General features: G+C 45.1%; 24 protein-coding genes. 15 read left to right on the forward strand and 9 right to left on the reverse strand.

Translation table 11 applies throughout. The features are described from left to right. Window positions 1-75: 75 nt before the first annotated feature. Both EL341_RS01800 and fklB read left to right on the forward strand, forming a co-directional pair. Window positions 76-1290 carry an MFS transporter gene (locus tag EL341_RS01800; protein WP_074820523.1) on the forward strand — a complete coding sequence of 405 codons (1215 nt, stop codon included), beginning with the start codon at window positions 76-78 and terminating at the stop codon, window positions 1288-1290. Between the two features lie 102 nt (window positions 1291-1392). Further along, on the forward strand, window positions 1393-2013 hold the full coding sequence (gene fklB / locus EL341_RS01805) for an FKBP-type peptidyl-prolyl cis-trans isomerase (RefSeq protein WP_047779788.1): 621 nt from the start codon (window positions 1393-1395) through the stop codon (window positions 2011-2013). A gap of 78 nt (window positions 2014-2091) precedes the next feature. On the opposite strand, the gene ytfE is transcribed toward fklB, so the two are convergent. Then, window positions 2092-2757: an iron-sulfur cluster repair protein YtfE gene (gene ytfE / locus EL341_RS01810; RefSeq protein WP_074820521.1), complete on the reverse strand. Its 666-nt coding sequence runs from the start codon at window positions 2755-2757 to the stop codon at window positions 2092-2094. 190 nt (window positions 2758-2947) lie between these two features. Between ytfE and cysQ the strand changes: the two genes are divergently transcribed. Together cysQ and EL341_RS01820 are read left to right on the forward strand one after the other, a co-directional pair. After that, window positions 2948-3724 carry a 3'(2'),5'-bisphosphate nucleotidase CysQ gene (gene cysQ, locus EL341_RS01815; RefSeq protein ID WP_126466859.1) on the forward strand — a complete coding sequence of 259 codons (777 nt, stop codon included), beginning with the start codon at window positions 2948-2950 and terminating at the stop codon, window positions 3722-3724. 249 nt (window positions 3725-3973) lie between these two features. Further along, window positions 3974-4180: a DUF1107 domain-containing protein gene (locus EL341_RS01820; protein WP_047779790.1), complete on the forward strand. Its 207-nt coding sequence runs from the start codon at window positions 3974-3976 to the stop codon at window positions 4178-4180. A gap of 91 nt (window positions 4181-4271) precedes the next feature. Here the strand turns inward: EL341_RS01820 and EL341_RS01825 are convergent, their stop codons facing one another. Continuing rightward, window positions 4272-5636, reverse strand: a complete 1365-nt coding sequence (locus EL341_RS01825) for a hemolysin family protein (protein WP_047779791.1) — start codon at window positions 5634-5636, stop codon at window positions 4272-4274. A 146-nt stretch (window positions 5637-5782) separates the two neighbouring features. Beyond that, complete coding sequence (gene msrA, locus EL341_RS01830; protein ID WP_074820516.1) at window positions 5783-6421, reverse strand: peptide-methionine (S)-S-oxide reductase MsrA; 639 nt, start codon at window positions 6419-6421, stop codon at window positions 5783-5785. Window positions 6422-6616: 195 nt separating this feature from the next. On the opposite strand from msrA, the gene tamA reads away from it, so the two are divergent. The 3 genes from tamA to EL341_RS01845 are packed head-to-tail and all read left to right on the forward strand — an operon-like array spanning window position 6617 to window position 12452. Beyond that, a complete protein-coding gene (gene tamA, locus EL341_RS01835) occupies window positions 6617-8341 on the forward strand; it encodes an autotransporter assembly complex protein TamA (RefSeq protein WP_047779793.1) in 1725 nt (574 codons plus the stop codon). After that, window positions 8338-12102 carry an autotransporter assembly complex protein TamB gene (tamB, locus tag EL341_RS01840; protein ID WP_074820514.1) on the forward strand — a complete coding sequence of 1255 codons (3765 nt, stop codon included), beginning with the start codon at window positions 8338-8340 and terminating at the stop codon, window positions 12100-12102. The genes tamA and tamB overlap by 4 nt, the downstream gene beginning before the upstream one ends. Before the next feature lie 2 nt (window positions 12103-12104). Continuing rightward, window positions 12105-12452, forward strand: a complete 348-nt coding sequence (locus EL341_RS01845) for a gamma-glutamylcyclotransferase family protein (protein ID WP_047779795.1) — start codon at window positions 12105-12107, stop codon at window positions 12450-12452. Between the two features lie 77 nt (window positions 12453-12529). Here the strand turns inward: EL341_RS01845 and ppa are convergent, their stop codons facing one another. The 3 genes from ppa to fbp all read right to left on the reverse strand — a co-directional run bounded on the left by ppa (window position 12530) and on the right by fbp (window position 15368). Then, entirely contained in the window at window positions 12530-13063 is a 534-nt protein-coding gene (ppa, locus tag EL341_RS01850) for an inorganic diphosphatase (protein WP_047779796.1), read from the reverse strand. 363 nt (window positions 13064-13426) lie between these two features. Further along, entirely contained in the window at window positions 13427-14173 is a 747-nt protein-coding gene (locus EL341_RS01855) for a sulfite exporter TauE/SafE family protein (RefSeq protein ID WP_047779797.1), read from the reverse strand. A gap of 190 nt (window positions 14174-14363) precedes the next feature. Next, complete coding sequence (gene fbp / locus EL341_RS01860) at window positions 14364-15368, reverse strand: class 1 fructose-bisphosphatase (protein ID WP_047779798.1); 1005 nt, start codon at window positions 15366-15368, stop codon at window positions 14364-14366. A gap of 171 nt (window positions 15369-15539) precedes the next feature. On the opposite strand from fbp, the gene mpl reads away from it, so the two are divergent. Continuing rightward, entirely contained in the window at window positions 15540-16907 is a 1368-nt protein-coding gene (gene mpl, locus EL341_RS01865) for a UDP-N-acetylmuramate:L-alanyl-gamma-D-glutamyl-meso-diaminopimelate ligase (RefSeq protein WP_047779799.1), read from the forward strand. A gap of 109 nt (window positions 16908-17016) precedes the next feature. On the opposite strand, the gene argR is transcribed toward mpl, so the two are convergent. Further along, window positions 17017-17487 carry a transcriptional regulator ArgR gene (gene argR / locus EL341_RS01870; protein WP_047779800.1) on the reverse strand — a complete coding sequence of 157 codons (471 nt, stop codon included), beginning with the start codon at window positions 17485-17487 and terminating at the stop codon, window positions 17017-17019. A 296-nt stretch (window positions 17488-17783) separates the two neighbouring features. Here argR and mdh point away from each other — a divergent pair, with 296 nt between their 5' ends. Next, window positions 17784-18722 carry a malate dehydrogenase gene (gene mdh, locus EL341_RS01875; RefSeq protein WP_047779801.1) on the forward strand — a complete coding sequence of 313 codons (939 nt, stop codon included), beginning with the start codon at window positions 17784-17786 and terminating at the stop codon, window positions 18720-18722. 69 nt (window positions 18723-18791) lie between these two features. Here mdh and EL341_RS01880 read toward each other — a convergent pair whose 3' ends face one another. Next, the gene (locus tag EL341_RS01880; RefSeq protein WP_047779802.1) at window positions 18792-19052 is read right to left on the reverse strand and encodes a helix-turn-helix domain-containing protein; all 261 of its coding nucleotides are present in this window, start codon (window positions 19050-19052) and stop codon (window positions 18792-18794) included. Between the two features lie 608 nt (window positions 19053-19660). Here EL341_RS01880 and EL341_RS01885 point away from each other — a divergent pair. Together EL341_RS01885 and EL341_RS01890 are read left to right on the forward strand one after the other, a co-directional pair. Then, window positions 19661-20038, forward strand: coding sequence for a DNA-binding protein (locus EL341_RS01885; protein ID WP_047779803.1), 378 nt, complete (start codon window positions 19661-19663; stop codon window positions 20036-20038). A gap of 29 nt (window positions 20039-20067) precedes the next feature. Further along, entirely contained in the window at window positions 20068-20442 is a 375-nt protein-coding gene (locus EL341_RS01890; protein ID WP_047779804.1) for a DNA-binding protein, read from the forward strand. Window positions 20443-20500: 58 nt separating this feature from the next. Here EL341_RS01890 and ispB read toward each other — a convergent pair whose 3' ends face one another. Then, window positions 20501-21472 (reverse strand): octaprenyl diphosphate synthase, encoded by a 972-nt coding sequence (gene ispB, locus EL341_RS01895; RefSeq protein ID WP_074820641.1) that lies wholly within the window; start codon window positions 21470-21472, stop codon window positions 20501-20503. 271 nt (window positions 21473-21743) lie between these two features. On the opposite strand from ispB, the gene rplU reads away from it, so the two are divergent. From rplU to cgtA, 4 genes are all read left to right on the forward strand, one after another. Continuing rightward, on the forward strand, window positions 21744-22055 hold the full coding sequence (gene rplU, locus EL341_RS01900; RefSeq protein ID WP_047779805.1) for a 50S ribosomal protein L21: 312 nt from the start codon (window positions 21744-21746) through the stop codon (window positions 22053-22055). A 19-nt stretch (window positions 22056-22074) separates the two neighbouring features. Next, entirely contained in the window at window positions 22075-22332 is a 258-nt protein-coding gene (gene rpmA, locus EL341_RS01905; protein WP_047779806.1) for a 50S ribosomal protein L27, read from the forward strand. Between the two features lie 160 nt (window positions 22333-22492). After that, window positions 22493-23455 carry a DMT family transporter gene (locus EL341_RS01910; RefSeq protein ID WP_047779807.1) on the forward strand — a complete coding sequence of 321 codons (963 nt, stop codon included), beginning with the start codon at window positions 22493-22495 and terminating at the stop codon, window positions 23453-23455. A 127-nt stretch (window positions 23456-23582) separates the two neighbouring features. Next, window positions 23583-24761 (forward strand): Obg family GTPase CgtA, encoded by a 1179-nt coding sequence (cgtA, locus tag EL341_RS01915; RefSeq protein ID WP_126466861.1) that lies wholly within the window; start codon window positions 23583-23585, stop codon window positions 24759-24761. The last annotated feature ends 41 nt before the right edge of the window (window positions 24762-24802 follow it).

Raw genomic sequence — 24802 nt, forward strand, 5'->3', positions numbered from 1 at the left:
AATGAAAATTATAAATTAGGCCTATGGATAAAACTACCTGATAATCGCGGTATCATCATTTTAAGAATCTCCATAATGAATCAAAGTACAGAGAATAAAGTATTAACGCCAGCGCTGATTGTCGTGATGTCAATCGCTACCGGTTTAGCCGTTGCCAGTAACTATTACGCGCAGCCTTTATTGGAAACGATAGCAAAAGCGTTCTCGTTATCCGTCAGTCAAGCCGGGTTTATCGTAACCGCAGCCCAATTGGGCTATGCCGCCGGATTAATGTTTATTGTTCCCCTTGGCGATCTGTTTGAACGGCGTCGGCTTATTGTGTTGATGACGTTACTTTCCGCCCTCGGTATGCTGATAACCGCTATGTCTTCTACCGTAATCGGCGTGATTATTGGCACTGCTCTCACCGGACTGTTCTCTGTGGTGGCACAGATTCTGTTACCTCTGGCAGCAACTCTAGCTGAGCCCGCGAAACGTGGAAAAGTCGTCGGCATGATTATGAGTGGCCTGCTGCTGGGTATTTTGTTGGCAAGAACCGCGGCTGGACTATTGGCTTCTTTGGGCGGCTGGCGTACCGTTTATTGGGTAGCGGCTGGCTTGATGGTGGTGATGGCGCTGGTGCTGTGGATAGTTTTGCCGCGCTATAAACAAAGTAATGGCCTTAATTACCCGCAATTGCTGATTTCTATTATCGTGCTGTTTTCCCGTAACACCACCTTACGTACTCGCGCTTTTCTTGGCGCTCTGTCATTTGCCAATTTTAGTATGCTGTGGACATCCATGGCTTTTCTGCTGGCTTCCCCACCCTATAACTATTCTGAAGCGGTAATTGGTCTATTTGGTTTAGTTGGTGCCGCCGGTGCTTTAGCCGCCAGTGGGGCGGGTCAGTTGACAGACAAAGGGAAATCCAGCTTGGTAACGACGCTGGGGTTAGTGCTGTTGTTTGTTTCATGGTTGCCGATTGCTTTTGGTCAGTACTCTATTTGGGCATTAGTCATTGGCATCGTGTTGCTCGATCTGACGGTGCAAGGTGTACACGTCACTAATCAGTCAATGATTTATCGTATGATGCCGGAGGCTCGAAGCCGTCTGACCGCAGGTTATATGACCAGTTACTTTATTGGTGGTGCGCTGGGCTCACTAATTTCTGCGGTGGCGTATCAATATGGGCAATGGTTGGGCGTCTGCATTGCTGGAGCAATATTAAGCCTGATAGGGATTGTTATTTGGTGCCTGACTAAACGAAAAATTGAGCAGGAAGCTGTGCTATATATGGATTCTGCGATATAGCTGGTCATCAGCTTTTTGCAGTTGACCTTTTTCCCGTTGAATTACCTGTGCTATGCTTTGGCCTTAATTTATCTTTCCAAGTTTATTTTCTAAGGAAAAACGATGACACAGCCATCTTTTGACAGCATAGAATCACAGGCCAGCTATGGCATAGGCTTACAGGTTGGGCAGCAATTACAAGAGTCTGGTCTGGAAGGCCTGGTACCTGAGGCGCTATTAGCCGGTTTAACTGATGCTCTGAATGGTAATCATCCATCTGTGCCGGTTGACGTTGTTCACCGTGCGCTGCGTGAAATTCATGAACGCGCTGATAACGTTCGTCGTGAAAAGCAGGAGAAAATGGCCGAGGAAGGTGTACGCTACTTGGAAGAGAATGCTAAACGTAGCGAAGTGAACAGTACCGAGTCTGGATTACAATTTGAAGTCTTGACTCAGGGAGAAGGTTCTATCCCGGCTCGTCAGGATCGCGTACGTGTTCACTATACCGGTAGTCTGATTGACGGCACGGTATTTGATAGCTCAGTTAAACGTGGCGAACCGGCTGAATTCCCGGTAAGTGGTGTGATTCCTGGCTGGATTGAAGCGTTGACGTTAATGCCAGTAGGTTCAAAATGGAAATTAACCATTCCTCATAACTTGGCTTACGGCGAGCGTGGTGCGGGTGCTTCTATCCCACCATTTAGCACGCTGGTCTTTGAAGTCGAGCTGTTAGACATTCTGTAATGATTGCCGCTCTCTGATGAGGCGATTCATCAATAAAACAGCCGGGTAATACAGCCCGGCTTTTTTACGCCATTTGTCTTATTCCCCGCGCAGAGCCCGTGGGAACAGAATATTATTTTCCAGATGGATGTGGTCCATCAGGTCAGTAATAAATTCATCAATGGAAGAATAAAGGGCTCGCCAGGTGTTACAGGCCTCTTCAGGTGCTGTCAGGTTATTGGTGAGCTGCTTAATGATTTCTACATCATCACCGGCCTGATTATGTTCTCTTTCCATGACGCTGACCGGACCGCTAGCCTGAGCCCCCATTCCTTGCTGAATCATTGGGAACAGAATTTGTTCTTCTTTCATCATATGCTGAACCAGATCCTGATAAACGATATCTAATCTGTCAGCCAGTCCGTGCGGACAGCTGGGTTTATTGCCATGTACCCGTTCAACTTTTTGCGCCAGTAAAATCAGTTCAGGTAACTGTTCGCGATGGCGTTGGTGGTAGCGTTGTAAAATATGGGGAATCATCTCTGAGTAAGAGGCAGTGAGCCAATTCTTGTCATCAGTAGGCTTGGCGGCAAGTTGTGTCAGTTGCTCATTTAATACATCAATGTTGAGCATCTTTCTGGTGGCGGCTCGGGTCAGGGTTTGTTTACCACCACAACAGAAATCGAGATCGTATTGACGGAATAACCGAGTAGCGCCGGGAATAGCAATAGCCAGTGCGCCAAGAGATTGAGCTGAGTAGTCCATAAAGCACCTTATTTAATTGATTTAATAAAATGTATTTTAAATACATGTTTAATAAATTCAATCTATTTTTGCTGGTATTCTTTGGCGTAAGGTCGTTTAAAGGGAGGCTAGTTTATTGATTGGTTGGTTATTATGGTAAAAGCCGCTAATCTAAATTATTCGTGTTTTATCTCAGAAACAGGTGTGAATTATGGTGCAGGTATCAGAAACGTTAGAGGCAATCTGCCAGCTATCTCTTCAGGCCGGTGAGGCGATTATGGCGGTTTATCAGGGAGATAAACCGGTAGAAGCTAATATCAAGTCTGATAGCTCACCGGTAACGGCGGCTGATTTGGCCGCCCATCAGATTATTGTCTCAGGGCTATCTGCACTCACCCCGGATATTCCGATATTGTCCGAAGAATCCCCTCAGGAATGGGAGATCAGGCGTCATTGGCAGCGTTACTGGTTGGTTGATCCGCTGGATGGTACTAAAGAGTTCCTGAATCGTAATGGTGAATTTACGGTCAATATTGCCTTGGTTGAGCAGGGGATTCCGGTCATGGGGGTGATTTATGCCCCGGTATTGGATGTGCTTTATGCGGCAGAAGGTCGTAGCGTCTGGAAACAGTTTGCAGGGAAACGTCAGGCGATTGCTCCTCATGGCGGCTACCCGCCAAAAGTAGTGTGTAGCCGGTCACATCGCGATCATCAACTGGAACAGTTTTTAGCCTCCCTCGGCGATTATGAAACGACCGCGGTAGGTTCATCACTTAAATTCTGTTTGATTGCTGAAGGCCGTGCCCAGATTTATCCGCGTTTTGGGCCAACCTGTATTTGGGACACCGGAGCAGGACACGCAATTGTTTTAGCTGCTGGGCTACAGGTGAATAATTGGCAGGATATTCCGCTTAGTTATGCACCTGCGCCATCGTTTATTAATCCAGGATTCTACGTTTCGGCAAACCCAAGGAATAAAATGAGCTAAATTAGCAACAAATATTGTCATGATAAAATTTACAGGTTTTTTATTCGAATAATTTAAGGTTGTAACCTATAGTTAGTGGCAGACATAGCTTTCCTAATATTTCATTAAGTTATGTAAATAAGATTAAAGAGGCTATGTGTACAGCCCAAAAATAGTGTTAACTGTATGTAATAGCTAGCGCCACTAAGACGCTTTTTGAGTGGCCGGGCTATCGTGGCGTTAGTCTGAAATAAGAATGGAGGACGTGAAATGAAAATCTTCCCTAGCTACAATCCACAAAGGATTGCGCTATACGTGAAGACGCTCTTTCGTGGCAGACTTTACATCAAAGGTATTGGTGCTTTCGAGTTTGACATGGGGAAAATTCTGCTTCCAAAGGTAGGCGATAAGATTCACTTTAATGTAATGTCAGAAGTAAACCGCGAAGTTCAGGAGTTACGCGCACAATTTGCTTAAAAGTGAATAATTAATCATTGAAGTATTGAACCTGTGGCCATCTAATAAGATGGCCATTTTGTTGCTTAGCGTTAGGTTTGGCGAGGTGGGATTACTGCTCTGACTTGCCCTCTTTTTCCTCTTTCTTCTCTTTAGCTATTTCTTTGGCCAGCTCTTCAGCAGCGATGACTGAGCTATTATGCAATTGAGTCACCAGAAGTTGGTCTATTTTGTAGCTATCAATATCTACCACTTCAAATTTGTAGCCAGCAAATTTTACCGAGTCAGTGCGCTTTGGAATTTTACGCAGCATGAACATCATAAAGCCGCCGATGGTTTCATAGTTTTCTGACTGTGGAAATTCATCAATCGACAGAGAACGCATAACATCATCAATTGGCGTTGCACCATCAACCAACCATGAATGTTCATCGCGGGCGACAATTTGTTCTTCTTCCCCTGGACCAAGGAGATCGCCCATCAGCGTGGTCATGACATCTTTCAGGGTGATAATGCCCACTACCAGCGCATATTCATTAAGAATAACGGCAAAGTCTTCACCAGCCACTTTAAAGCTCTCCAGCGTCTCTGACAGGGTCAGGGTGTCTGGAACGATCAGTGGGGTGTGAATTTGCACTCCGCCTTTCAGGGTTAAACTTTGATTGCTCAATACGCGAATCAGCAAATCTTTGGAATCAACATAACCAATTATTTGGTCAATGGAGCCGTTACATACCAGGAATTTTGAGTGGGGATAGTTAGCAATTTTGTCTTTAATCTGCTCTTCTTGTTCATCCAGTTCAAAATACACTACATGTTCACGGGCGGTCATCGAAGAAGGAACGGTTCTTGATTCCAGTTCGAATACATTTTCAATTAACTCATGTTCCTGTTTGCGTAGCACGCCAGCCAGCGCACCGGCCTCAAAAACGGCATAAACATCATCAGAAGTGATGTTGTCATTACGCACCATTGGGATATTAAATATCCGGCAAATCAAGGTGGCCATTCCATTAAAGAACCATACCAGCGGCCGGAACAAAATAATGCAGAAACGCATTGGATTGATAATCCGGATGGCAACTGCTTCCGGTGATGTCATGCCAATGCGTTTTGGAGTGAGATCTGCCAACAGGATAAACAGGCTGGTGACAATAGAGAAAGAGATAATAAAACCAAGTTGTTCGGCTAAGGCTGGCTCCATAAAACGACTAAGAAGAGCCGCAAGATAAGGGGAGAAAATAGAATCGCCAACGATACCGCCAAGAATGGCAACGGCGTTAACGCCAATTTGCACAACGGTAAAGAAAATACCGGGGGTTGCTTGTAACTCTAATACGCGAGCCGCATTGACGTTACCTTCATCCACCATCATTTTCAGCCTCATTTTTCGTGAGGCGGCGAGAGAGATCTCGGCAATAGAGAAGAACGCACTTATCGCGATCAACAAAATAATCAGTAATGCACTGTTTAACATAATTTATCCGCGGTTATACCGGAAATAGGATCTGAAGTTGAATACTTTGAATGAATAAAACAGCGTAACGGGCTATAAGAACCGGTGTACTTTAGTCCGTTACCACTGATTTAGTATAACAGTTGGTTAAATCTTGTCATCTGTCTTTAGTTTTTTGGCGGCAGACAAATTCCAATTCCACCAAGATTACAGTAGCCGTTAGGGTGTTTTGCCAGATATTGCTGATGCTCATCTTCCGCAAAGTAGAACGGTTTTGCCATGGCGATTTCCGTGGTTACCGGGCGTTTATCATGAGCATCGGTCATGGCGATTTCAAAGGCGGCTTTGCTGTCCAGAGCCTGCTGCAACTGTTCTGGAGTGGTAGCATAAATTGCTGAGCGATATTGGCTACCGATGTCATTCCCCTGACGCATGCCCTGAGCCGGGTCATGATTTTCCCAAAAGAGTTTTAGCAATGACGGATAGCTGATGAGGGTTGGATCAAATACCACTTTGACTGCTTCCGCATGACCGGTTTGTCCACTACACACTTCCCGATAGGTTGGGTTTGGGGTAAAACCTCCGCTATAGCCGACCGCCGTGCTAAAAATACCGGACTGCTGCCAAAAGAGACGCTCAACGCCCCAAAAACAACCCATTGCAAAAATGGCGGTGGCCATATTTGGCGGGATACTTGTCATCGATGAGTGTAAAACCAGATGTTCCGGGGCGACTTTCATGGCTTCATCTCGACCTGGAAGCGTTTTTTCTGGCGAGATAAACTCTAATATATTAAAGGGCAACATAAACGAACTCCGCATGTTTTTGTCAAGATAAGGTTAAGGATGTTGTAACTATGAGCATCTTTATCGACAATATACCGCTAATTAAATGTTAATAGGGTATAGAATGAAGCATTGCCGAACTTTATCTACCCTTAGTTATTGAAGTAAATCGGACTAATTATTTTAGGAGCCTGCGTGCCACGATCACGATATAGAATGTTCCCTTTGCTACTACCGTTTATGTTAGTAGTTTCATCAGCCCGGACGGCTGATTTGAGCCTGGAGGTGAAAGGACTAAGTGGTGATTTAGAACAAAATGTTCATGCATTGCTCTCAACAATACCAGAAAATGAAATTGCTAATACTCCCCGTTTTACCAAACAGGTTGATGAAACTATCCGTAAAGGATTGCGAGCCAAAGGATATTATAATCCAGAGATTCAATTCGATGTTAGCCAGCCAGCCTTTGCTTTAAAGCCGGTATTGACCGCAACCGTTATCAAAGGGGAACCGGTGCGTATTGAGGAAACTCATATCAGTATTACCGGGCAGGGCAAAGACGATGAAAGATATATTAGTCTATTAAAAACCGATGTGCCGGCAAAAGGCACCATTCTCGATCATGGAGCTTATGATAATTTTAAAAGCGCATTGACCGGGCTGGCTATTCGTCGGGGTTATTTTGATGCCAATCTTGAAAAAAGTCAGTTAGGCGTGGCGGCGGATTTACATCAGGCGTTCTGGGATATCGATTTTGACAGTGGCGAACGCTATCGCTTTGGCAAAGTGACGTTTGCGCATTCTCAAATTCGTGATGACTACTTACAGAATCTGGTGCCTTTTAAAGAAGGTGAATATTACACCTCAGCTCAACTGTCTGAATTAAACCGTCGACTTTCCTCAACCAACTGGTTTAACAGCGTGGTTGTCTCGCCAGATTTTAACGGTGTTTATGGCGATAAACTACTGCCGTTGGAAGGTGTTTTGTCGCCAAGAAGTCAGAATGCCATTGAACTTGGTGGTGGTTATTCCACCGATATTGGTCCTCGGGTAAAAGCGAACTGGAAGAAGCCATGGATAAACGATCGAGGCCACAGCTTTGAATCCAGTATTAACCTGTCGGCACCGGAACAAAGCCTTGATTTCAGCTATAAAATCCCGTTGCTAAAAAGCCCGCTGGAACAATATTATTTATTACAATCCGGTTATAAACACGAAGACCACAACGATACTCAATCCAGCTCAGGAACGTTTAACGTTGCCCGTTATTGGGACACCGCTAGCGGCTGGCAGCGTTCAGTGAATTTGCGCTGGAGTTTGGATAACTTTACCCAAGGTTCTGTCACCAATACCACCATGTTGCTCTATCCTGGCGTTAACCTAAATCGGACCCGCCAAAGGGGAGGACTAATGCCAATGTGGGGCGATAGTCAAAGTTACTCTCTGGATGTTTCTGATACAACCTGGGGCTCAGACGTTAACTTTGCCGTTGTTCAAGCTCAGAACGTTTGGATTCGCTCTCTGGGGGATAAGCATCGCTTTATTGCCAGAGGAAACCTTGGCTGGATTGAGACCGGCGAATTTACGAAGGTGCCTCCATCACTGCGTTTCTTTGCCGGTGGCGACCGTAGCATTCGAGGTTACAAATATAAATCGATTTCACCCAAAGACAGCGATGACAAACTGACAGGGGCATCCAAACTGGCTACTGGCTCACTGGAGTATCAATATAATGTGAGCGGTAATTGGTGGGCTGCGGCATTTGCTGATGGGGGAGATGCAGTTAATAAACTGGATGATTATACCTTTAAAAAAGGTGCTGGGGTTGGTGTACGCTGGGCTTCACCCATTGGACCGATCAAGTTTGATATTGCGGCACCAATTGGTGATAAAGATGAGCACGGTATGCAGTTTTATATCGGATTAGGGCCAGAGCTATGAAGATAAAAAAATGGATAAAGCGCGTTATCATTGGCCTGCTGCTGCTGATTGTTTTGCTAACGGGCGCACTGGCGCTGCTGTTGGGGACTCAAACCGGCCTGCATTTAGTGCTTAATAACCTCCCTCGCGTAGTATCAGGCCTACAGATTGGTCGTGTTGAAGGTGGATGGCGTGATTTAACGCTATCGAAAGTAAATTATGCTATGCCAGGTATTGATGTTGGGGTGGAAGAGTTTCATCTTTCGATTAATTTTACCTGTATTCCCGAGGGTAAAATTTGCGTTAATGCGGTGACGGCTAAGGATGTCGATGTCAAGATTGATACCGCCCAGATTCCTGCGTCTGCGGTGGTAGAAGAGCCACCTTCTGAGCCGGTTACCGATATTCGTACACCGTACCCGATTGAGCTGAGTCTGCTGCGCCTGAATAATGTTAACGTCACCGTTGATGATATCGCCATTACGCTAAATGAATTCCGTACCGCGGCCAGTTGGCAGCAGCGTGAAATCAATATACAGCCGACCAATATTCGCCAGCTATTGGTGGTGTTACCGCAATCCACCGAGGTACAGCAACCACCGGTTGCTAAGCCATCCCAACAAGAAACGACCGGGGAAATGTTAGCAGCGTTGTTTGATAAACCGCTGTTGGCATCACTACCGGAAGTCCATTTACCCATGGATTTCAATTTACCCAGTCTGATTGGTGAAGATCTGCGTTTAACTGGCGCGGCGCCGATCCAGATAAATCGTTTGGAGCTACAGGCAGCCACCAAAGATTCTCATATTCAGATTCAGTCACTAAAGGTTAATGCGCCAGAAGGTATTGCCGCGTTAACGGGCGACGCCTCATTAAGCGGGAACTGGCCGGTTAATTTAACCTTGAACGCGACGGTAAACGATCCCTCTTTGAAAGGGGAGAAGGTTAAATTATTAGTGGCTGGTGATGTGGTCGGCCGTTTGACGCTGGATGTGAATGCTTCAGGGCCGGTTGGCGCTCAGCTAAAGGCTGAAACTAATTTGGCTAGCGCAGGATTACCGTTATCGCTGACGCTGGAGAGCAAGCGGGTACAGTGGCCTTTTACGGGCAAAAGTGATTATCGAGTGAATGATACTCGCCTGAAATTGGATGGTCGTGCGACCGACTATTCATTGTCGTTACGTTCTGCGGTTGAAGGAACCGATATTCCTCCTGCCAGCTTATTGGTCGATGGGAAAGGCAACGTACAACAGTTCAATCTTTCCCGATTACGCCTCAGTGCTTTGCAAGGGAAAGCGGAACTCAGTGGTGTGGTTGATTGGAGCCATGCCATTAGTTGGCGTTCGCTGTTAACTATTGATGGCATTAATACCGCCAAACAGTGGCCTGAATGGCCCGCTAAGTTGAACGGTAAAGTGACCACCAAAGGAAGCTTAAACGGTGGAAGCTGGCAGTTGAACGTTCCAGAGATCGATCTCAACGGCCAGGTTAAGCAAAATCGGCTATCGGCTACCGGGGCGCTCAAGGGTAATGATTCTGGACAATGGGTTATTCCTGGGGTGAATCTGGCCTTGGGTCCGAATACGATTGATGTTAAGGGTAATTTAGCCAATAAATGGATATTGGATGCCAATATTGATGCGCCTAAGTTAACCGGTATGTTGCCGGGGTTAAGCGGCGTAGCGAAAGGCACCATTAAACTGAGGGGCGACGCCAAGTCACCACAGTTATTAGCTGACCTAAATGCCAATGGTTTGGGATGGCAAGACTTAAAGATCGCGAAAGTAGTGCTTAACAGCGATATCACTTCTGCCAATCAGGTGAAAGGCTCGCTGGCACTAAAAGTGAGTGATTTAACGCAAGGGGATTTAAACATCAGCCTGCTGAGTCTGGAAGCAGAAGGAAATGAAGGTAAGCATCACCTCAATTTGAATATCAATGGTAAACCGGTTTCGGGACAGCTGGCATTAAACGGTAGCTTTGACCGAACCCATGAGCGTTGGAAAGGGGCACTCACCAATACTCGATTCAATACCCCAGTTGGCGAGTGGCAGATTTCTCGGGATATTGCATTAGACTATCGCAATGCCCAACAAACTATCAGTATTGGGTCACACTGCTGGCGTAATCCGAATGCGGAACTTTGCGTACCAAAAACGATTGAAGTAGGTCCAAGCGGTCAGGCGAGTCTGGTTCTTAATCGGTTTGATCTGGCCATGTTGGCACCAATGCTAGGTAAGGAAACCAAGGCTCAGGGCATCTTCACTGGTAAGGCTGATGTCAGTTGGAAGGCTGGAGGCGGTTTGCCTCAGGCTAAGGTGGCTCTTAATGGTAATGGCGTCGCTGTTACACAGATGATTGATGGCCGAGCACTACCTATTGCGTTAGACAAACTCACGCTGGATGCCAATATGAATGGTAATCGGGCGCAGCTTAATTGGCTGATGAAAATAGCTAATAACGGTAGTTTTAACGGTAATGTTCAAGTCAGCGATCCGCAGGGGAGTCGTAACCTGTCCGGCAATGTGCAGATTGATGCCATATCGTTGGCGCTGCTGAAGCCTGCTCTGGAGGGGAATGAGAAAGCGGATGGTATGCTGAATGCTAACCTACGCTTGGGTGGTAATGCACAAAGCCCAAGAATAACCGGATCGCTGGCGCTGGAAAAATTGCAGCTGAATACGCAGTGGGTGCCGCTAGTTGTGAAAGACAGCCGTCTGGCGCTTAACTTTAACGGGACTAGCTCCGAACTTAACGGTTTAATTCAGACAGAAAAAGGTTCTTTGACCTTGGGAGGCAATGCTGACTGGCGTCACATTGATGCCTGGCGGGCCAAAATTACCGCAAAAGGCGACCGAATTCGCATTTCTATGCCTCCGACAGTGATGCTGGATGTTTCTCCTGATATTGTTTTTGATGCTACGCCGCAATTATTGACGTTAAATGGTTCGGTGGGTATTCCGTGGGCCAGAATTTCTGTTGAAGAGGTGCCGGAAAGCGCTACCGGTATTTCTTCTGATGAAGTCATGCTGGATCGTAATCTGCGCCCGGTTGAAACCAAATCCACACCTATTGCCATTAATAGTAACTTGGTGGTGAGCATTGGTAACAATGTATCTATTAAGGCATTTGGTCTGAAAGCGCGTTTACAGGGCGATCTCAAAGTTGTTCAGGATAAGAAAGGTTTAGGGTTAAACGGTCAGGTGAATATTCCAAGTGGCCAGTTTAGGGCTTATGGACAAGATCTGGTCATTAAGAAAGGCATGATTCAATTTGCAGGGCCGCCAGATCAGCCGATGTTGAATCTTGAAGCTATTCGTAATCCTGATGCGACAGAAGATAGCGTTACCGCAGGTGTTCGGGTCACCGGGTTGGCTAGTGAGCCTAAGGTGGAAATTTTCTCTGACCCTGCGATGTCACAGCAACAGGCTCTCTCCTATCTGCTTAGAGGGCAGGGGCTAGACAGTAGCGGCGGTGATAGTGATATGATGACCTCAATGTTGGTAGGGCTAGGCGTAGCGAAAAGTGGTAAGCTGGTTGGTCAGATTGGCGAAGCGTTTGGCGTCAAAAATTTATCATTGGATACACAAGGAGTTGGTGACAGTTCTTCCGTAGTTGTGAGTGGTTATATTATGCCGGGTTTACAGGTCAAGTATGGCGTTGGAATATTTGATTCACTGGCGACATTAACGCTACGTTATAGACTGATGCCAAGGCTGTATCTGGAGGCTGTGTCTGGCATCGATCAGGCACTGGATGTGCTCTATCAGTTTGAGTTTTGATTATGCGAATTATTGTTTATGGTAGTTTACGTCGGGGGCAGGGAAACAGTCACTGGATGACTAATGCCCAATGGCTTGGGGAGTATCGTATCTCAGGCTATGAGCTTTATGATTTAGGGCATTATCCAGCGGTGATTAAAGGCGAGGGTGAAATCGATTGTGAAGTTTATCGGATTGATTCTTCTATTCTGGCAGAATTGGATGAATTGAAGAACGATACGCGAGACTACCGACGCGAGCTGGTACAAACGCCTTATGGCAGTGCATGGATGTATCTTTATTTGCACTCTGTTGAAGGTTTAAAGCGTATTGACAGCGGCGATTGGGTTCATCGAAAAAATGAGGGATAGGTCAGATATCTGACCTATGATCACCCCAAAAAGAAAAGAGCACGTATTTACGTGCTCTTTTTTGTGGAACCACAAAATTATTTTGCTTGTTTAGCGCGCTCGAAAGAAGACAGAATTTCGGCTTTAGCGGCAGCAGCATTATCCCAACCGTCAACTTTAACCCATTTGCCTTTCTCTAAATCTTTGTAGTGTTCAAAGAAGTGAGTGATTTGTGCACGTAGCAGTTCAGGCAAGTCATTGACGTCTTTGATATGGTCGTATTCTTTACTTAGTTTAGTATGAGGAACCGCCACCAGCTTCGCATCTTCACCAGATTCGTCGGTCATTTTTAATACGCCAACCGGACGGCAGCGAATGACGGAACCTGGTACTAACGGATAAGGGGTTGGGACTAAAACGTCAACCGGGTCGCCATCTAAAGACAGGGTGTGGTTGATATAGCCATAGTTACATGGATAGAACATAGCGGTTGACATAAAACGGTCAACGAAAATAGCACCGGTCTCTTTGTCTACTTCGTATTTGATTGGGTCGGCATTGGCTGGAATTTCAATAACAACGTAGATATCTTCTGGTAGGTCTTTACCTGCCGGTACTAAATTAAGGCTCATCTCTATTTCCTTTTGATCAAATAAAGTTGGGTTAGAATTGTCGCCTATTATAGCCGACTCTGGGCATGAATCTTCAATTTTTGACGTAATTCGCAGATTATTGCTGATACGGCAAAGCTAACCAGCGGAAAGTTTTACCGATAGTGGGGAAATGAACTCAGGAAACGGAGCGAGTATAGATAATCAAACCGGCTAAAATCACGCCACCGATACCGGATAAGGCACATATGAAAATGAATGCCACAACGCTTTTGTGGATAATATTGTTCATGGCCAATATCTCTGATAATTGTAAATTGAATCCATTATAAATGTTTTAAAAATGTAAACAATAATCAATTTACCGATGGATAGGCGTAATGGTTAAACCAGTGCCCGAATAAGCAAGGCTATACCTGAGAGTAGAATAACAACGTTGATGATTTTCAGGAAGTTTTCTCGGGACAGCTTAATCGTAATCCGACGGCCAATAAATACACCGAGAATCATTGCCGGGAATAAAGCCAGCGCCATGGTTAGGAATGACCAGTCGCTATAAACACCGGCGACAAAGAAGATAACGATACGAGTAAACGTGCTAAGTCCGATTAAGGTACTTTGGGTAACGCGAATACTGTTTTTATCCGGAATTCGGCCAGACAAATAAATGGCATAAATAAAACCACCGCTGCCAAAGAGTGCGCTGAAAATACCACCAATAAATCCAAAGGGCACAGAGGCTTTGGTCGTGTATTGGGCGGTTGGTTTGAAACCGCTGAGCGAATAAATCGCATAAGCAATAACAAATATAGCCAGATAGATAAGCAAGCTATCCGGATTGGTATACAGCAAAACGGCAGCACCTAACAAACTACCAAGTATCATTAACGGTACCAGCCGTTTTACTTCACTGATTACCGCATTCTTTCGATCTCTTAAAACATTAGTGATGGCAGCAGAACAGTCAAGCAGCGCCAGCAGCGGAACGATTTTATCGACGGGAATGAAAAATGCTAAAAGCGGGCTGGCAATCAGTGCGGTACCAAATCCAGTAATACCGAAGATAATATAGGCAAACGTCAGACCAACACCGATGATAGCCAAATCTAACAGCTGAAGATGTTCTGGCATATAAGCCCTCTTATCTACCGATCTTATCTTTATAGCGTCACGATATTTTACTTCATCTTGAATGTAAAATAATTTGGTTGCTAATGTTTTTATTTTGTTAGCTTACGCATGTTCGCTGTAGTTTAGGCAATAAAAAAGGCAGAAAATATCTGCCCTTAATTTATGATTTTGAGACTAACCCCGGGAGATGTTACGCATCCGGATAGTTATGCATAAAGCGTTCGGCATCTTTTACCATTGATTCGGTACCGATAAACAGCGGCATCCGCTGGTGGAGTTCTTCAGGAATGATATCAAGGATCCGTCGGAATCCATCACTGGCGCGACCGCCTGCTTGTTCTGCCAGGAAGGCCATTGGATTGCACTCATACAATAAGCGCAGTTTGCCTTTTGGATGTGATGCAGTGCTTGGATAAAGGTAAATGCCGCCTTTTAGCAGGTTACGGTGGAAGTCCGCGACCAGAGAACCGATATATCTTGAAGTATAAGGGCGGCTGGTGGCTTCATCCTGCTCCTGACAATATTTCAGGTATTTCTTAACGCCCTGTGGGAATTTGATGTAATTACCTTCGTTAATGGAATACATATTCCCCGTTGCCGGGAAGCGAACTTTCTCATGAGACAGGCAGAAAACGCCGATAGATGAATCATAAGTAAAGGCATGTACGCCAGCACCGGTGGTATACACTAACATGGTTGAAGAACCATAAACGACATAACCTGCGGCAACCTGACGATTCCCCGGTTGCAGGAAATCTGCTTCGGTGATTGGCTGACCAATCGGTGTAATACGATGATAAATGGAGAAAATAGTTCCTACAGAAACGTTTACATCAATGTTAGAGGAACCATCCAGCGGATCCATTAATACAACGTATTTTGCGTTTGTTGAACGTTCGCCTTCAAAGATAACAATGTCATCTTCCTCTTCTGAGGCAATTCCGGCGACTTCTCCACGGGCTTTCAACGCGGCTTTAAGCTTTTCATTCGCATACAGATCGAGCTTCATTTGAACTTCGCCCTGTATGTTTGAAACGCCATTTGTTCCAAGAATATCAACCAAACCCGCTTTGTTAATATCGCGGTGGATGATTTTAGCGCCTAGTTTAATCGCAGAGAGCAGTGAAGTCAGTTCACCAGTAGCATGGGGGAAGTCTTGTTGCTTCTCGACGATAAATTCGCCTAACGTTTTCATGAACAATTCCTAGTCGGCTGAAGAAAAAATGGCAGTCATATGCCATCGATATTTTATTGTAGTAAATTTTAACTAAAGGTTAAGCAAATTGATAGGTTATTCCCCTTCTTATAGCTTGTCTAAGGCGTTAGAATGAGAGCTAACTCGATACACCAATAAACTGGAAATATAATGCATATTCATATTCTTGGTATTTGCGGCACGTTTATGGGCGGTATTGCGATGCTGGCCCGTGCTCTAGGACATCAGGTTACTGGCTCAGACGCCAATGTTTATCCGCCGATGAGTACCCTATTAGAACAACAAGGGATTGACCTGATTCAGGGCTATGAGCCATCACAGCTGAATCCACGTCCTGACTTAGTGATCATTGGTAATGCCATGGGGCGCGGTAATCCTTGTGTTGAAGCGGTGCTGGAAGATGGTATTCCTTATATTTCTGGTCCTCAGTGGCTGCATGACAATGTATTGCGCGATCGCTGGGTGATTGCCATTGCGGGTACGCATGGTAAAACGACGACCGCAGGCATGACGGCCTGGATCCTCGAACATTGTGGCTATAAGCCGGGCTTCGTGATTGGTGGCGTACCCGGTAATTTTGATGTGTCTGCTCGCTTAGGAGATAGCCCATTCTTTGTGATTGAGGCTGATGAATATGATAGTGCGTTCTTTGATAAGCGTTCTAAATTTGTCCATTACTGTCCTCGAACGCTGGTGTTGAATAATCTGGAATTTGATCATGCGGATATTTTTGAAGATCTGCGAGCGATTCAAAAGCAGTTCCATCATTTAGTGCGCTTAGTTCCGGGGCAGGGCAAGATTATTCTGCCGGAGAACGATCTGAATTTAAGACACGTTATCGGAATGGGATGCTGGAGCGAGCTTGAAATGAGCGGCGAAGGTCAACAATGGTCAACCAATAAGCTCACGCCGGATGCCAGCCATTATCAGGTGTTATTGAATGGTGAAGTGGTCGGTGAAGTGAACTGGTCACTGATCGGCGAGCATAACATGCATAACGGTTTGATGGCCGTTGCCGCTGCCCGTCACGTTGGTGTTCAACCACAGGATGCTTGCGGAGCATTGGATGAATTTATCAATGCTCGCCGTCGTCTGGAATTACGTGGTGAGGTGAATGGCGTCACTGTTTATGATGATTTTGCTCACCATCCGACGGCTATTTTAGCCACGTTAACCGCGCTGAGAAGTAAAGTTGGCGGCACCGCTCGCATTCTTGCGGTGTTGGAGCCTCGCTCGAACACCATGAAAATGGGTATTAGCAAAGATGAATTGGCTCCGGCATTTGGTCGCGCCGATGAAGTGTTTATCTTGCAGCCTGCCAACTTGCCATGGCAAGTTTCAGATATCACTGACGCCTGTATCCAACCGGCGCACTGGTCTGGAGATTTGGATGCGCTGGTGAATATGATTGTGAATAGCGCTCAGCCAGGTGACAACATTCTGGTGATGAGTAACGGTGGTTTCGGCGGTATTCACGAGAAATTACTGGCAGGGCTAAAGCAAAAACAGTTTCTGTGATAAAAGTCGCGGTAACACTTGCGACTGATTTAACGAGGCTTGTCAGCCGTTTCATTATGAAACGGCTTTGCTTCAAGGCCTTTGGCAGACTCAGGGCCTTTTCATCCGACTACAATTCTTGCTCGAACAGATCGAGAATGGCGTGATAAAGCTGCTCTACGCTGAAGCCTCTGGCCGGTGTGGTAAATATGGTATCGTCGCCCGCAATAGTGCCGAGAATGCCTTCAGATTTACCCATAGAGTCAAGCAGACGGGCTAATAATTGCGCTGCACCGGGACTGGTATGGATAACGACTAATGCATCGTTATAATCTACATCCAGAATCAGGTTTTTCAGTGGACTGGTTGCTGTCGGAACGCCTAATTCGGTTGGCAGGCAATATACCATCTCCATTTTGGCATTGCGGATACGCACAGCACCAAACTTAGTCAGCATTCGAGATATTTTTGATTGATTGATATTTTCAAAGCCTTCATCCTGCAGGGCTTGAACAATTTCTCCCTGAGAACTGAGTTTTTCTTCTTTTAACAGCGCTTTGAACGCCTTAACCAAATCATCTTGTTTTGTTGGATGTCGCATCTTGCACCGCTGATAGTTGGATAACAATATCCTTATTATGAATAAAAATTCGCTAGGACTCAAAATTCTTTATTTAACTTTGAATTTTGTGAACAAATTGTTTCAAATTTGTAGTTTGCACGACCAAAAAGTTTTTAATTACGGTTTTTATGACCAAAAAGTTTTTAATTGTTTATTCTTTGCAGCATATCTCAATCTTAAATTTAACAATTGGTGATTATAGTCACGATACTCTAAGCTTCAGGTGATTTTTTAATTACGCATCAAGAAAGGCATCAACAATAAAGGAGTAATGAATGAAGATTACAGTTCTAGGCGCAGCCGGTGGCATTGGTCAGGCTCTAGCCTTATTGCTGAAAACGCAATTGCCAGCAAATTCCGAACTCGCTCTCTATGATATTGCACCGGTTACTCCGGGGGTTGCGGTTGATTTAAGTCATATCCCTACCGCGGTTAAAGTAACGGGTTTCAGCGGTGAGGACGCCAAACCAGCACTGCAGGGAGCCGATATCGTTCTTATTTCTGCCGGGGTTGCTCGTAAACCAGGTATGGATCGTTCCGATTTATTTAATATCAATGCCGGGATTGTTCGTAATCTGATTGAGCAGGTTGCTGCAGTATGTCCAAAAGCCTGTATCGGTATTATTACCAATCCGGTCAATACCACGGTTGCTATCGCTGCTGAAGTGCTGAAAAAAGCGGGTGTATACGATAAGAATAAGCTCTTCGGGGTCACGACGCTGGATATTATTCGCTCCAATACTTTTGTGGCGGCTTTAAAAGGTAAGCAGCCTCAGGATATGAACGTTGCCGTTATTGGCGGACACTCAGGGGTAACCATTTTACCTTTGCTGTCGCAAATTCCAGGCGTGAGCTTTACCGAGAGTGAAATTGAATCATTAACCAAACGTATCCAAAATGCAGGTACTGAAGTTGTTGAAGCAAAAGCGGGTGGTGGATCTGCAACGCTTTCAATGGGACAGGCGGCTGCACGCTTTGGTTTATCGCTGGTACGCGCTCTACAGGGCGAAAAAGATGTTGTGGAATGCGCCTATGTTGAAGGTGATGGTAAATATGCCCGTTTCTTTGCTCAACCACTCTTGCTGGGTAAGAATGGTATTGAAGCCAGAAAAGATATTGGCAACTTGAGTGCATTTGAACAAAATGCGTTAGATTCTATGCTCGATGTACTGCATAAAGACATTGAACTGGGTGAGAAGTTTATTCAGGGTTAATTTCTTAATAACGCGTTAACTGACCGCTATCGGAGGCATTTCCGATAGCGGTTTTTATTGTGGGAAAGTCTATCTTTCTTTTCTTTGGCGGTTGGCTCGCAATTGATGAGTAATAGGGTCATAGTACCGACTGGGCCATATTTCAGAAGGGTGTTTTTCCAGTGCATCAGCGATTAACCATTCTCCTTTTGGCCATGGACGAACGAGCGCATTTGCTAAGGTAGATGAACTTAAACCTGACTGGCGCGACAGGGCTGCCAAGGTTGTACCTCGTTTACGCAGGGCGGCAATAATATCAGCGGAATGCCAATTTTCTTTCCTTGGAATCATTAACGATCTCCTATTGGTGTCGATGGGTCAGAAGGCAATTTATGAATAGAAATTTGCAAAATATTTTTATTTGATAAAGTCATTTTCTGTTTTTTTGTAAACTTTATATCAACAAATTTCCAAATAAATTTCAAATGATTTATTTCTATTGATGGCAATGAATGTTTTTATTGATTTGATTTGATTTGAAAGGTTTTTATTTATATTGCTTTTTACTTTTTAATTTCTTTTTATTTGATATTCCATTTTTTATTTCAATAAAAGATAGGTTCTTTTTATATAAAATCGGCTTGTTTTTTGTATCCAAAGTATTGCCTTTCAGGTGGATATATTGCTATTTATAGCCATATACATGGCGATTCTCCTTAATATCCCAACGCATAAGATGCATGTATACAATCACTTACCCTGTCTTTTCAGACAGGGTAAGTGATTTAGTTAGGTATTTTTTTATTCAATCAACTAACATAAACTGGTTACTGAACATATTTACTTTATTCATTATAAACTGGGTATGCGACTCTGATTGAAATATCTAATCTGTTTTTTAAGAAACACTTTGAGTGGCGGAAACCGGCAGGAATCGTGAGCGAAAGGGATGGTGTTTTATGAAAAAAGAATGGTTTTCAACAAATGAATTAACGGGAATTGCCGGATTGCCTTCAACCATTCAGGGAATCAATCAAAAAGCACGACGAGAGCAGTGGAAAAGTCGTAAGCGCACAGGCGTTCAGGGAAAGGCGCTTGAATATCATATCGATAGCATTCCGGACAAAGTTAGGTTGGTATTGCGCACCCATGAAGAAGGGGCGAAATATAGCGCCATGGTGAACGATCCTTTTTCTATCTGGGTTACTGCATATAATCAATTAACGCCGGGAGAGCGTGAGCGCATTGTTTCCCTCATTGTCCGCCATGGTATTTCAGGGCTAATGGAAAAAGTCGATATGCTTGCCAAATCGCCTGAGCCTGCAGATGTTTGCTAAATGTCCGCACGCTTATAACGGATAGGCTTATGAAAAAAGAATGGTTTGCAACAAAAGAGTTAGTGGGCGTTGCTGGGCTACCGACAACCGTTCAGGGTATCAGTCAAAGAGCTAAACGTGAAAGCTGGCAATACCGTAAACGCGTTGGTGTCCAAGGCAAAGCGGTGGAATACCATATCGAGAGTATTCCTGAAAAGGTGCAGTTAGCTTTACGGCTACAGGAAGAGGGCGCTAAGTATAGTGCTCAGGTTAATGAACCCCTAACTATCTGGATGAGTGCTTATAATCAATTGACTCAGAAAGAGCGTGAACAGCTGATTTCCTTGCTACTGAGGCATGGTGTGGCTGGGTTAATGGCCAAAGTAAACGGGTCGTCAGACGATAGTGAAGAGAGTAGCGACTGAAAAGTCGTTTTGATCGGCCTACAAAAACGGGCCAATAGTTGGCCCGATTTGGTATGACCTAGGTATTGCGGTGTACTGAAAGACGCGCTAATGATTCTAGCGCCGTCCTATAAGGCGTGTCAGGCAAACAAGATAAGGCAGAGATGGCCTTGCCTGCTTCTTCTTCCGCCCGCTGCTGGGTATAAACCAGAGAACCACACTGATTCATGGTATCTAACACGCTTTCCAACAGATGGCGTCCATTACCTTGCTCAATAGCCTGACGAATTTGCGCAGAACGTTCTGGCGTTCCATTGTGCATGGCATGCAGCAGTGGCAATGTCGGTTTACCTTCGTTTAAGTCATCGCCTAAATTTTTACCTAATTTGGCTCCGTCCGCGCTGTAATCCAACAAATCATCAATAAGCTGGAAGGCGGTACCAATATAGCGGCCATAGTCCTGCAACGCTTTCTCTTGTTCAGGCGTCGCATCGGCCAGTATGGCAGACGTTTGGGCGGCGGCTTCAAAAAGGCGGGCAGTTTTGCTGTAGATGACCTGCATGTAGTTTTCTTCAGTGATATCCGGATCGTTACAGTTCATTAACTGCATAACCTCTCCCTCAGCAATCACATTGGTTGCTGAAGACATCAACTTCAGAATCTCAAGGGATCCCAGACTGGTCATCATTTGGAAAGATCGGGTATAGATAAAATCACCGACCAGTACGCTGGCAGCATTGCCAAATGTCGCGTTGGCGGTGGCTTTTCCTCTGCGCAGATCGGACTCATCCACAACGTCATCATGTAATAGGGTTGCGGTATGAATAAATTCGATCAGCGCTGCGGAGGTAATATGCCCCTCGCCCTGATAATTCAGCGCTCGGGCAGCAAGTACCGCAATCATGGGGCGTATACGTTTACCTCCACCACTAATAATGTAGTGTCCTAACTGATTGATAAGCACTACATCGGAATCTAACTGGGCCAGTATTGCGGCGTTAACCGCAGCCATGTCCTTTTCTGCTAACTGCGTGATTTTTTCAATGTTCATAGCGTCAATTATAATATTATCATTTTGATATTGGGAGCCATCCTCTAGCGCAGTAAAATGAACGCTGGGGCCGGATGATTGTACTTGAAAATGAGCATAGATGAACGCCATAAAATGTGCTTAATTATTTTCTTCTCATTCTTATCATATTCTGAGCTTGTCAACGGTAAGATTTTTGCGTAGAATTCGCGCCCTATTATGAATATTTTATAGCGCACTCTAATACACATTAAATTGGCTGGAAGTGAGTGTGCGGAAATGCGGAGTTAATATGTACGCGGTTTTCCAAAGTGGTGGTAAACAACACCGAGTAAGCGAAGGTCAAACTGTTCGCTTGGAAAAGCTGGACATCGCAACTGGTGAGACTATTGAGTTTGATCAGGTGATGATGGTTGCTAATGGTGATGACGTTAAAATCGGCGTTCCATTTGTAGACGGCAGCAAAATCAAAGCAGAAGTTGTGGCGCACGGTCGTGGCGATAAAGTTAAAATCGTTAAGTTCCGTCGTCGTAAACATTACCGTAAGCAGCAGGGCCACCGTCAGTGGTTTACTGATGTTAAAATCACTGGTATCAGCGCTTAAGGTATAGGAGAGCGGATAAATGGCACATAAAAAGGCTGGCGGTTCCACACGAAATGGCCGCGATTCTGAGAGTAAACGTCTGGGCGTAAAACGTTTTGGCGGTGAATCAATTCTGGCTGGCAACATTCTGGTTCGTCAACGTGGAACTAAATTCCATGCGGGCACCAACGTAGGTTGCGGTCGCGATCACACTCTGTTTGCTTTAGTTGACGGTAAAGTCAAATTTGAAGTAAAAGGTCCGAAAAATCGTAAATTTATTAGCATCGTAGCTGAATAATTTTTCGAGCCTCAATAGATGTTAAGGCCCCGCAATGATCATTGCGGGGCTTTTTGTTTTCAAAGTATGCTACTTTATTGGCTGATATTGGACTTACTGACGCGAATGATGATGGTGAAAGTGAGTTATTATTAAGCTGTTTCGGAGCCGCTGGGAATAAATGTCGCAAGTTAAGCAAAGTATGGCATTAGGCGTTACGTTTGCCCTGATAACCGCCGTGTTGTGGGGGGCAGTACCTATTGCTATGAAACAGCTGCTTCCGGTTATGACGCCTTATACTTTGGTGTGGTACCGTTTTAGTATCTCAGCGATTGGGCTAGGCATTGTTTTGGCTCTTCAGGGAAAGCTACCACGGTTAACGCTGTTCAGGCGTCCTCGCTGGTTTCTGATATTGATTATTGCAGCACTTGGATTAGCAGCGAACTTTGTTCTTTTCAGTTCGGCATTACAGTATTTGTCGCCGACGGCTTCTCAGGTTATTGGGCAACTTTCCCCAATGGGCATGTTGTTTGCCAGTGTGATTATTCTTAAAGAAAGCATGCGTATTACCCAAATTATTGGCGCAGTTATGCTGATATTGGGGTTGGTATTCTTCTTTAATACTAATCTGGTCGAGATTTTCACTCGCTTGACTGATTATACTTTAGGCGTGCTGTTGGGGGTTTGTGCTTCTTTAGTATGGGTATGCTACGGGGTGGCGCAAAAAGTGTTACAGCGTAGATTATCAGCCTCTCAGATTTTATTTTTACTCTATGTATTAAGTACAATCTTCGTCACGCCAATGGCTACCCCCGGTGAAATATTTAAACTGAATACCTGGCAGTTGGCTTGCCTGGCATTCTGTGGCTTAAATACCTTGGTGGCATACGGTGCCTTAGGCGAGGCAATGGCGCGTTGGCAGGTGGCTCAGGTCAGCGCGTTGATTACTTTAACGCCACTATTTACTTTATTATTTTCTGACTTATTAGCATTGATATGGCCGGATGTATTCTCCATGACAGTGCTGAATATACTTGGATATAGCGGCGCATTTATCGTAGTGATTGGCGCCATGTTTTCCGCAGCGGGACATAGATTATTTCCCCGGCGGGCAGAGAAAACACCCGGCTTACCCCTTAAATAACATTTTATCAATATCCCTGACGCAATATGACATTGTAGGTCAGAGCCGGTAATGGGCTATAGATGATGGGATAAATTGATGTTAAGTCATATGGGTAACCGGACAGATAAAATTACGGAGACAGTGAATGAAATTCGTCGATGAAGCAGTCATTCGCGTTGAAGCAGGCGACGGCGGTAATGGTTGTGTAAGCTTCCGCCGCGAGAAATATATACCTAAAGGTGGTCCTGACGGCGGCGATGGTGGTGACGGCGGTGACGTGTTCATGATCGCTGATGAAAACCTCAACACGTTAATTGATTACCGTTTTGAGAAATCGTTTCGTGCAGAACGCGGTCAGAATGGCCAAAGTAAGGCTTGTACCGGTCGCAGAGGGCAGGATATCACCATTAAAGTTCCGGTTGGTACCCGTATTATGGATCAGGGAACCGGGGAAGTGCTGGGTGACTTGACCAAGCACGGTCAGAAGTTGATGGTCGGGAAAGGTGGTTTCCACGGATTGGGTAACCTACGCTTTAAATCATCAATCAACCGTACGCCACGTCAGAAAACTAATGGTACGCCGGGCGATAAGCGTGAGCTATTGCTGGAGTTGCTGTTGTTAGCCGATGTTGGGATGCTGGGGTTACCGAATGCCGGTAAATCAACGTTTATCCGCGCGGTGTCTGCTGCAAAGCCAAAAGTGGCTGACTATCCGTTTACGACCTTAGTACCTAGCCTTGGTGTGGTACGTATGGATAGTGAACAGAGTTTTGTGGTGGCGGATATTCCTGGCCTGATCGAAGGGGCTTCTGATGGCGCGGGCTTGGGTATTCGTTTCCTTAAACATCTTGAGCGTTGTCGGGTACTGTTGCACCTTATCGATATTGCGCCAATTGATGAGTCCGATCCGGTAGAGAATGCTCATGTCATTATTAATGAGCTGCATCAATACAGTGAGAAACTGGCCGAAAAACCGCGTTGGTTAGTCTTCAATAAAGTGGATTTAGTTGATGAGGAAGAGGCACAAGCCAGAGCTAAAACTATTGCTGAAGCACTGGGCTGGGAAGATAAATACTATCTGATCTCTGCCGCCAACCGTGAAGGCGTTACGGCGCTTTGCTGGGATGTGATGGCATTCCTTAATGCAAATCCGAAAATTAAGGAGCTTGAAGAAACGGCTCCTGAAAAAGTTGAGTTTATGTGGGATGACTACCATCGTACTCAATTGGAAAGTCCTCCGGATGAAGTTGATGATGAAGACTGGGATGACGACTGGGACGAAGATGATGAAGATGGCGTTGAAACGGTATATGAACGTCGTTGATTGAGTCATTGCTTGATGAAAAAAAGGCTGCCTGTTGGGCA

The organism is Pragia fontium (assembly GCF_900638655.1).
Lineage (GTDB): Bacteria > Pseudomonadota > Gammaproteobacteria > Enterobacterales > Enterobacteriaceae > Pragia > Pragia fontium.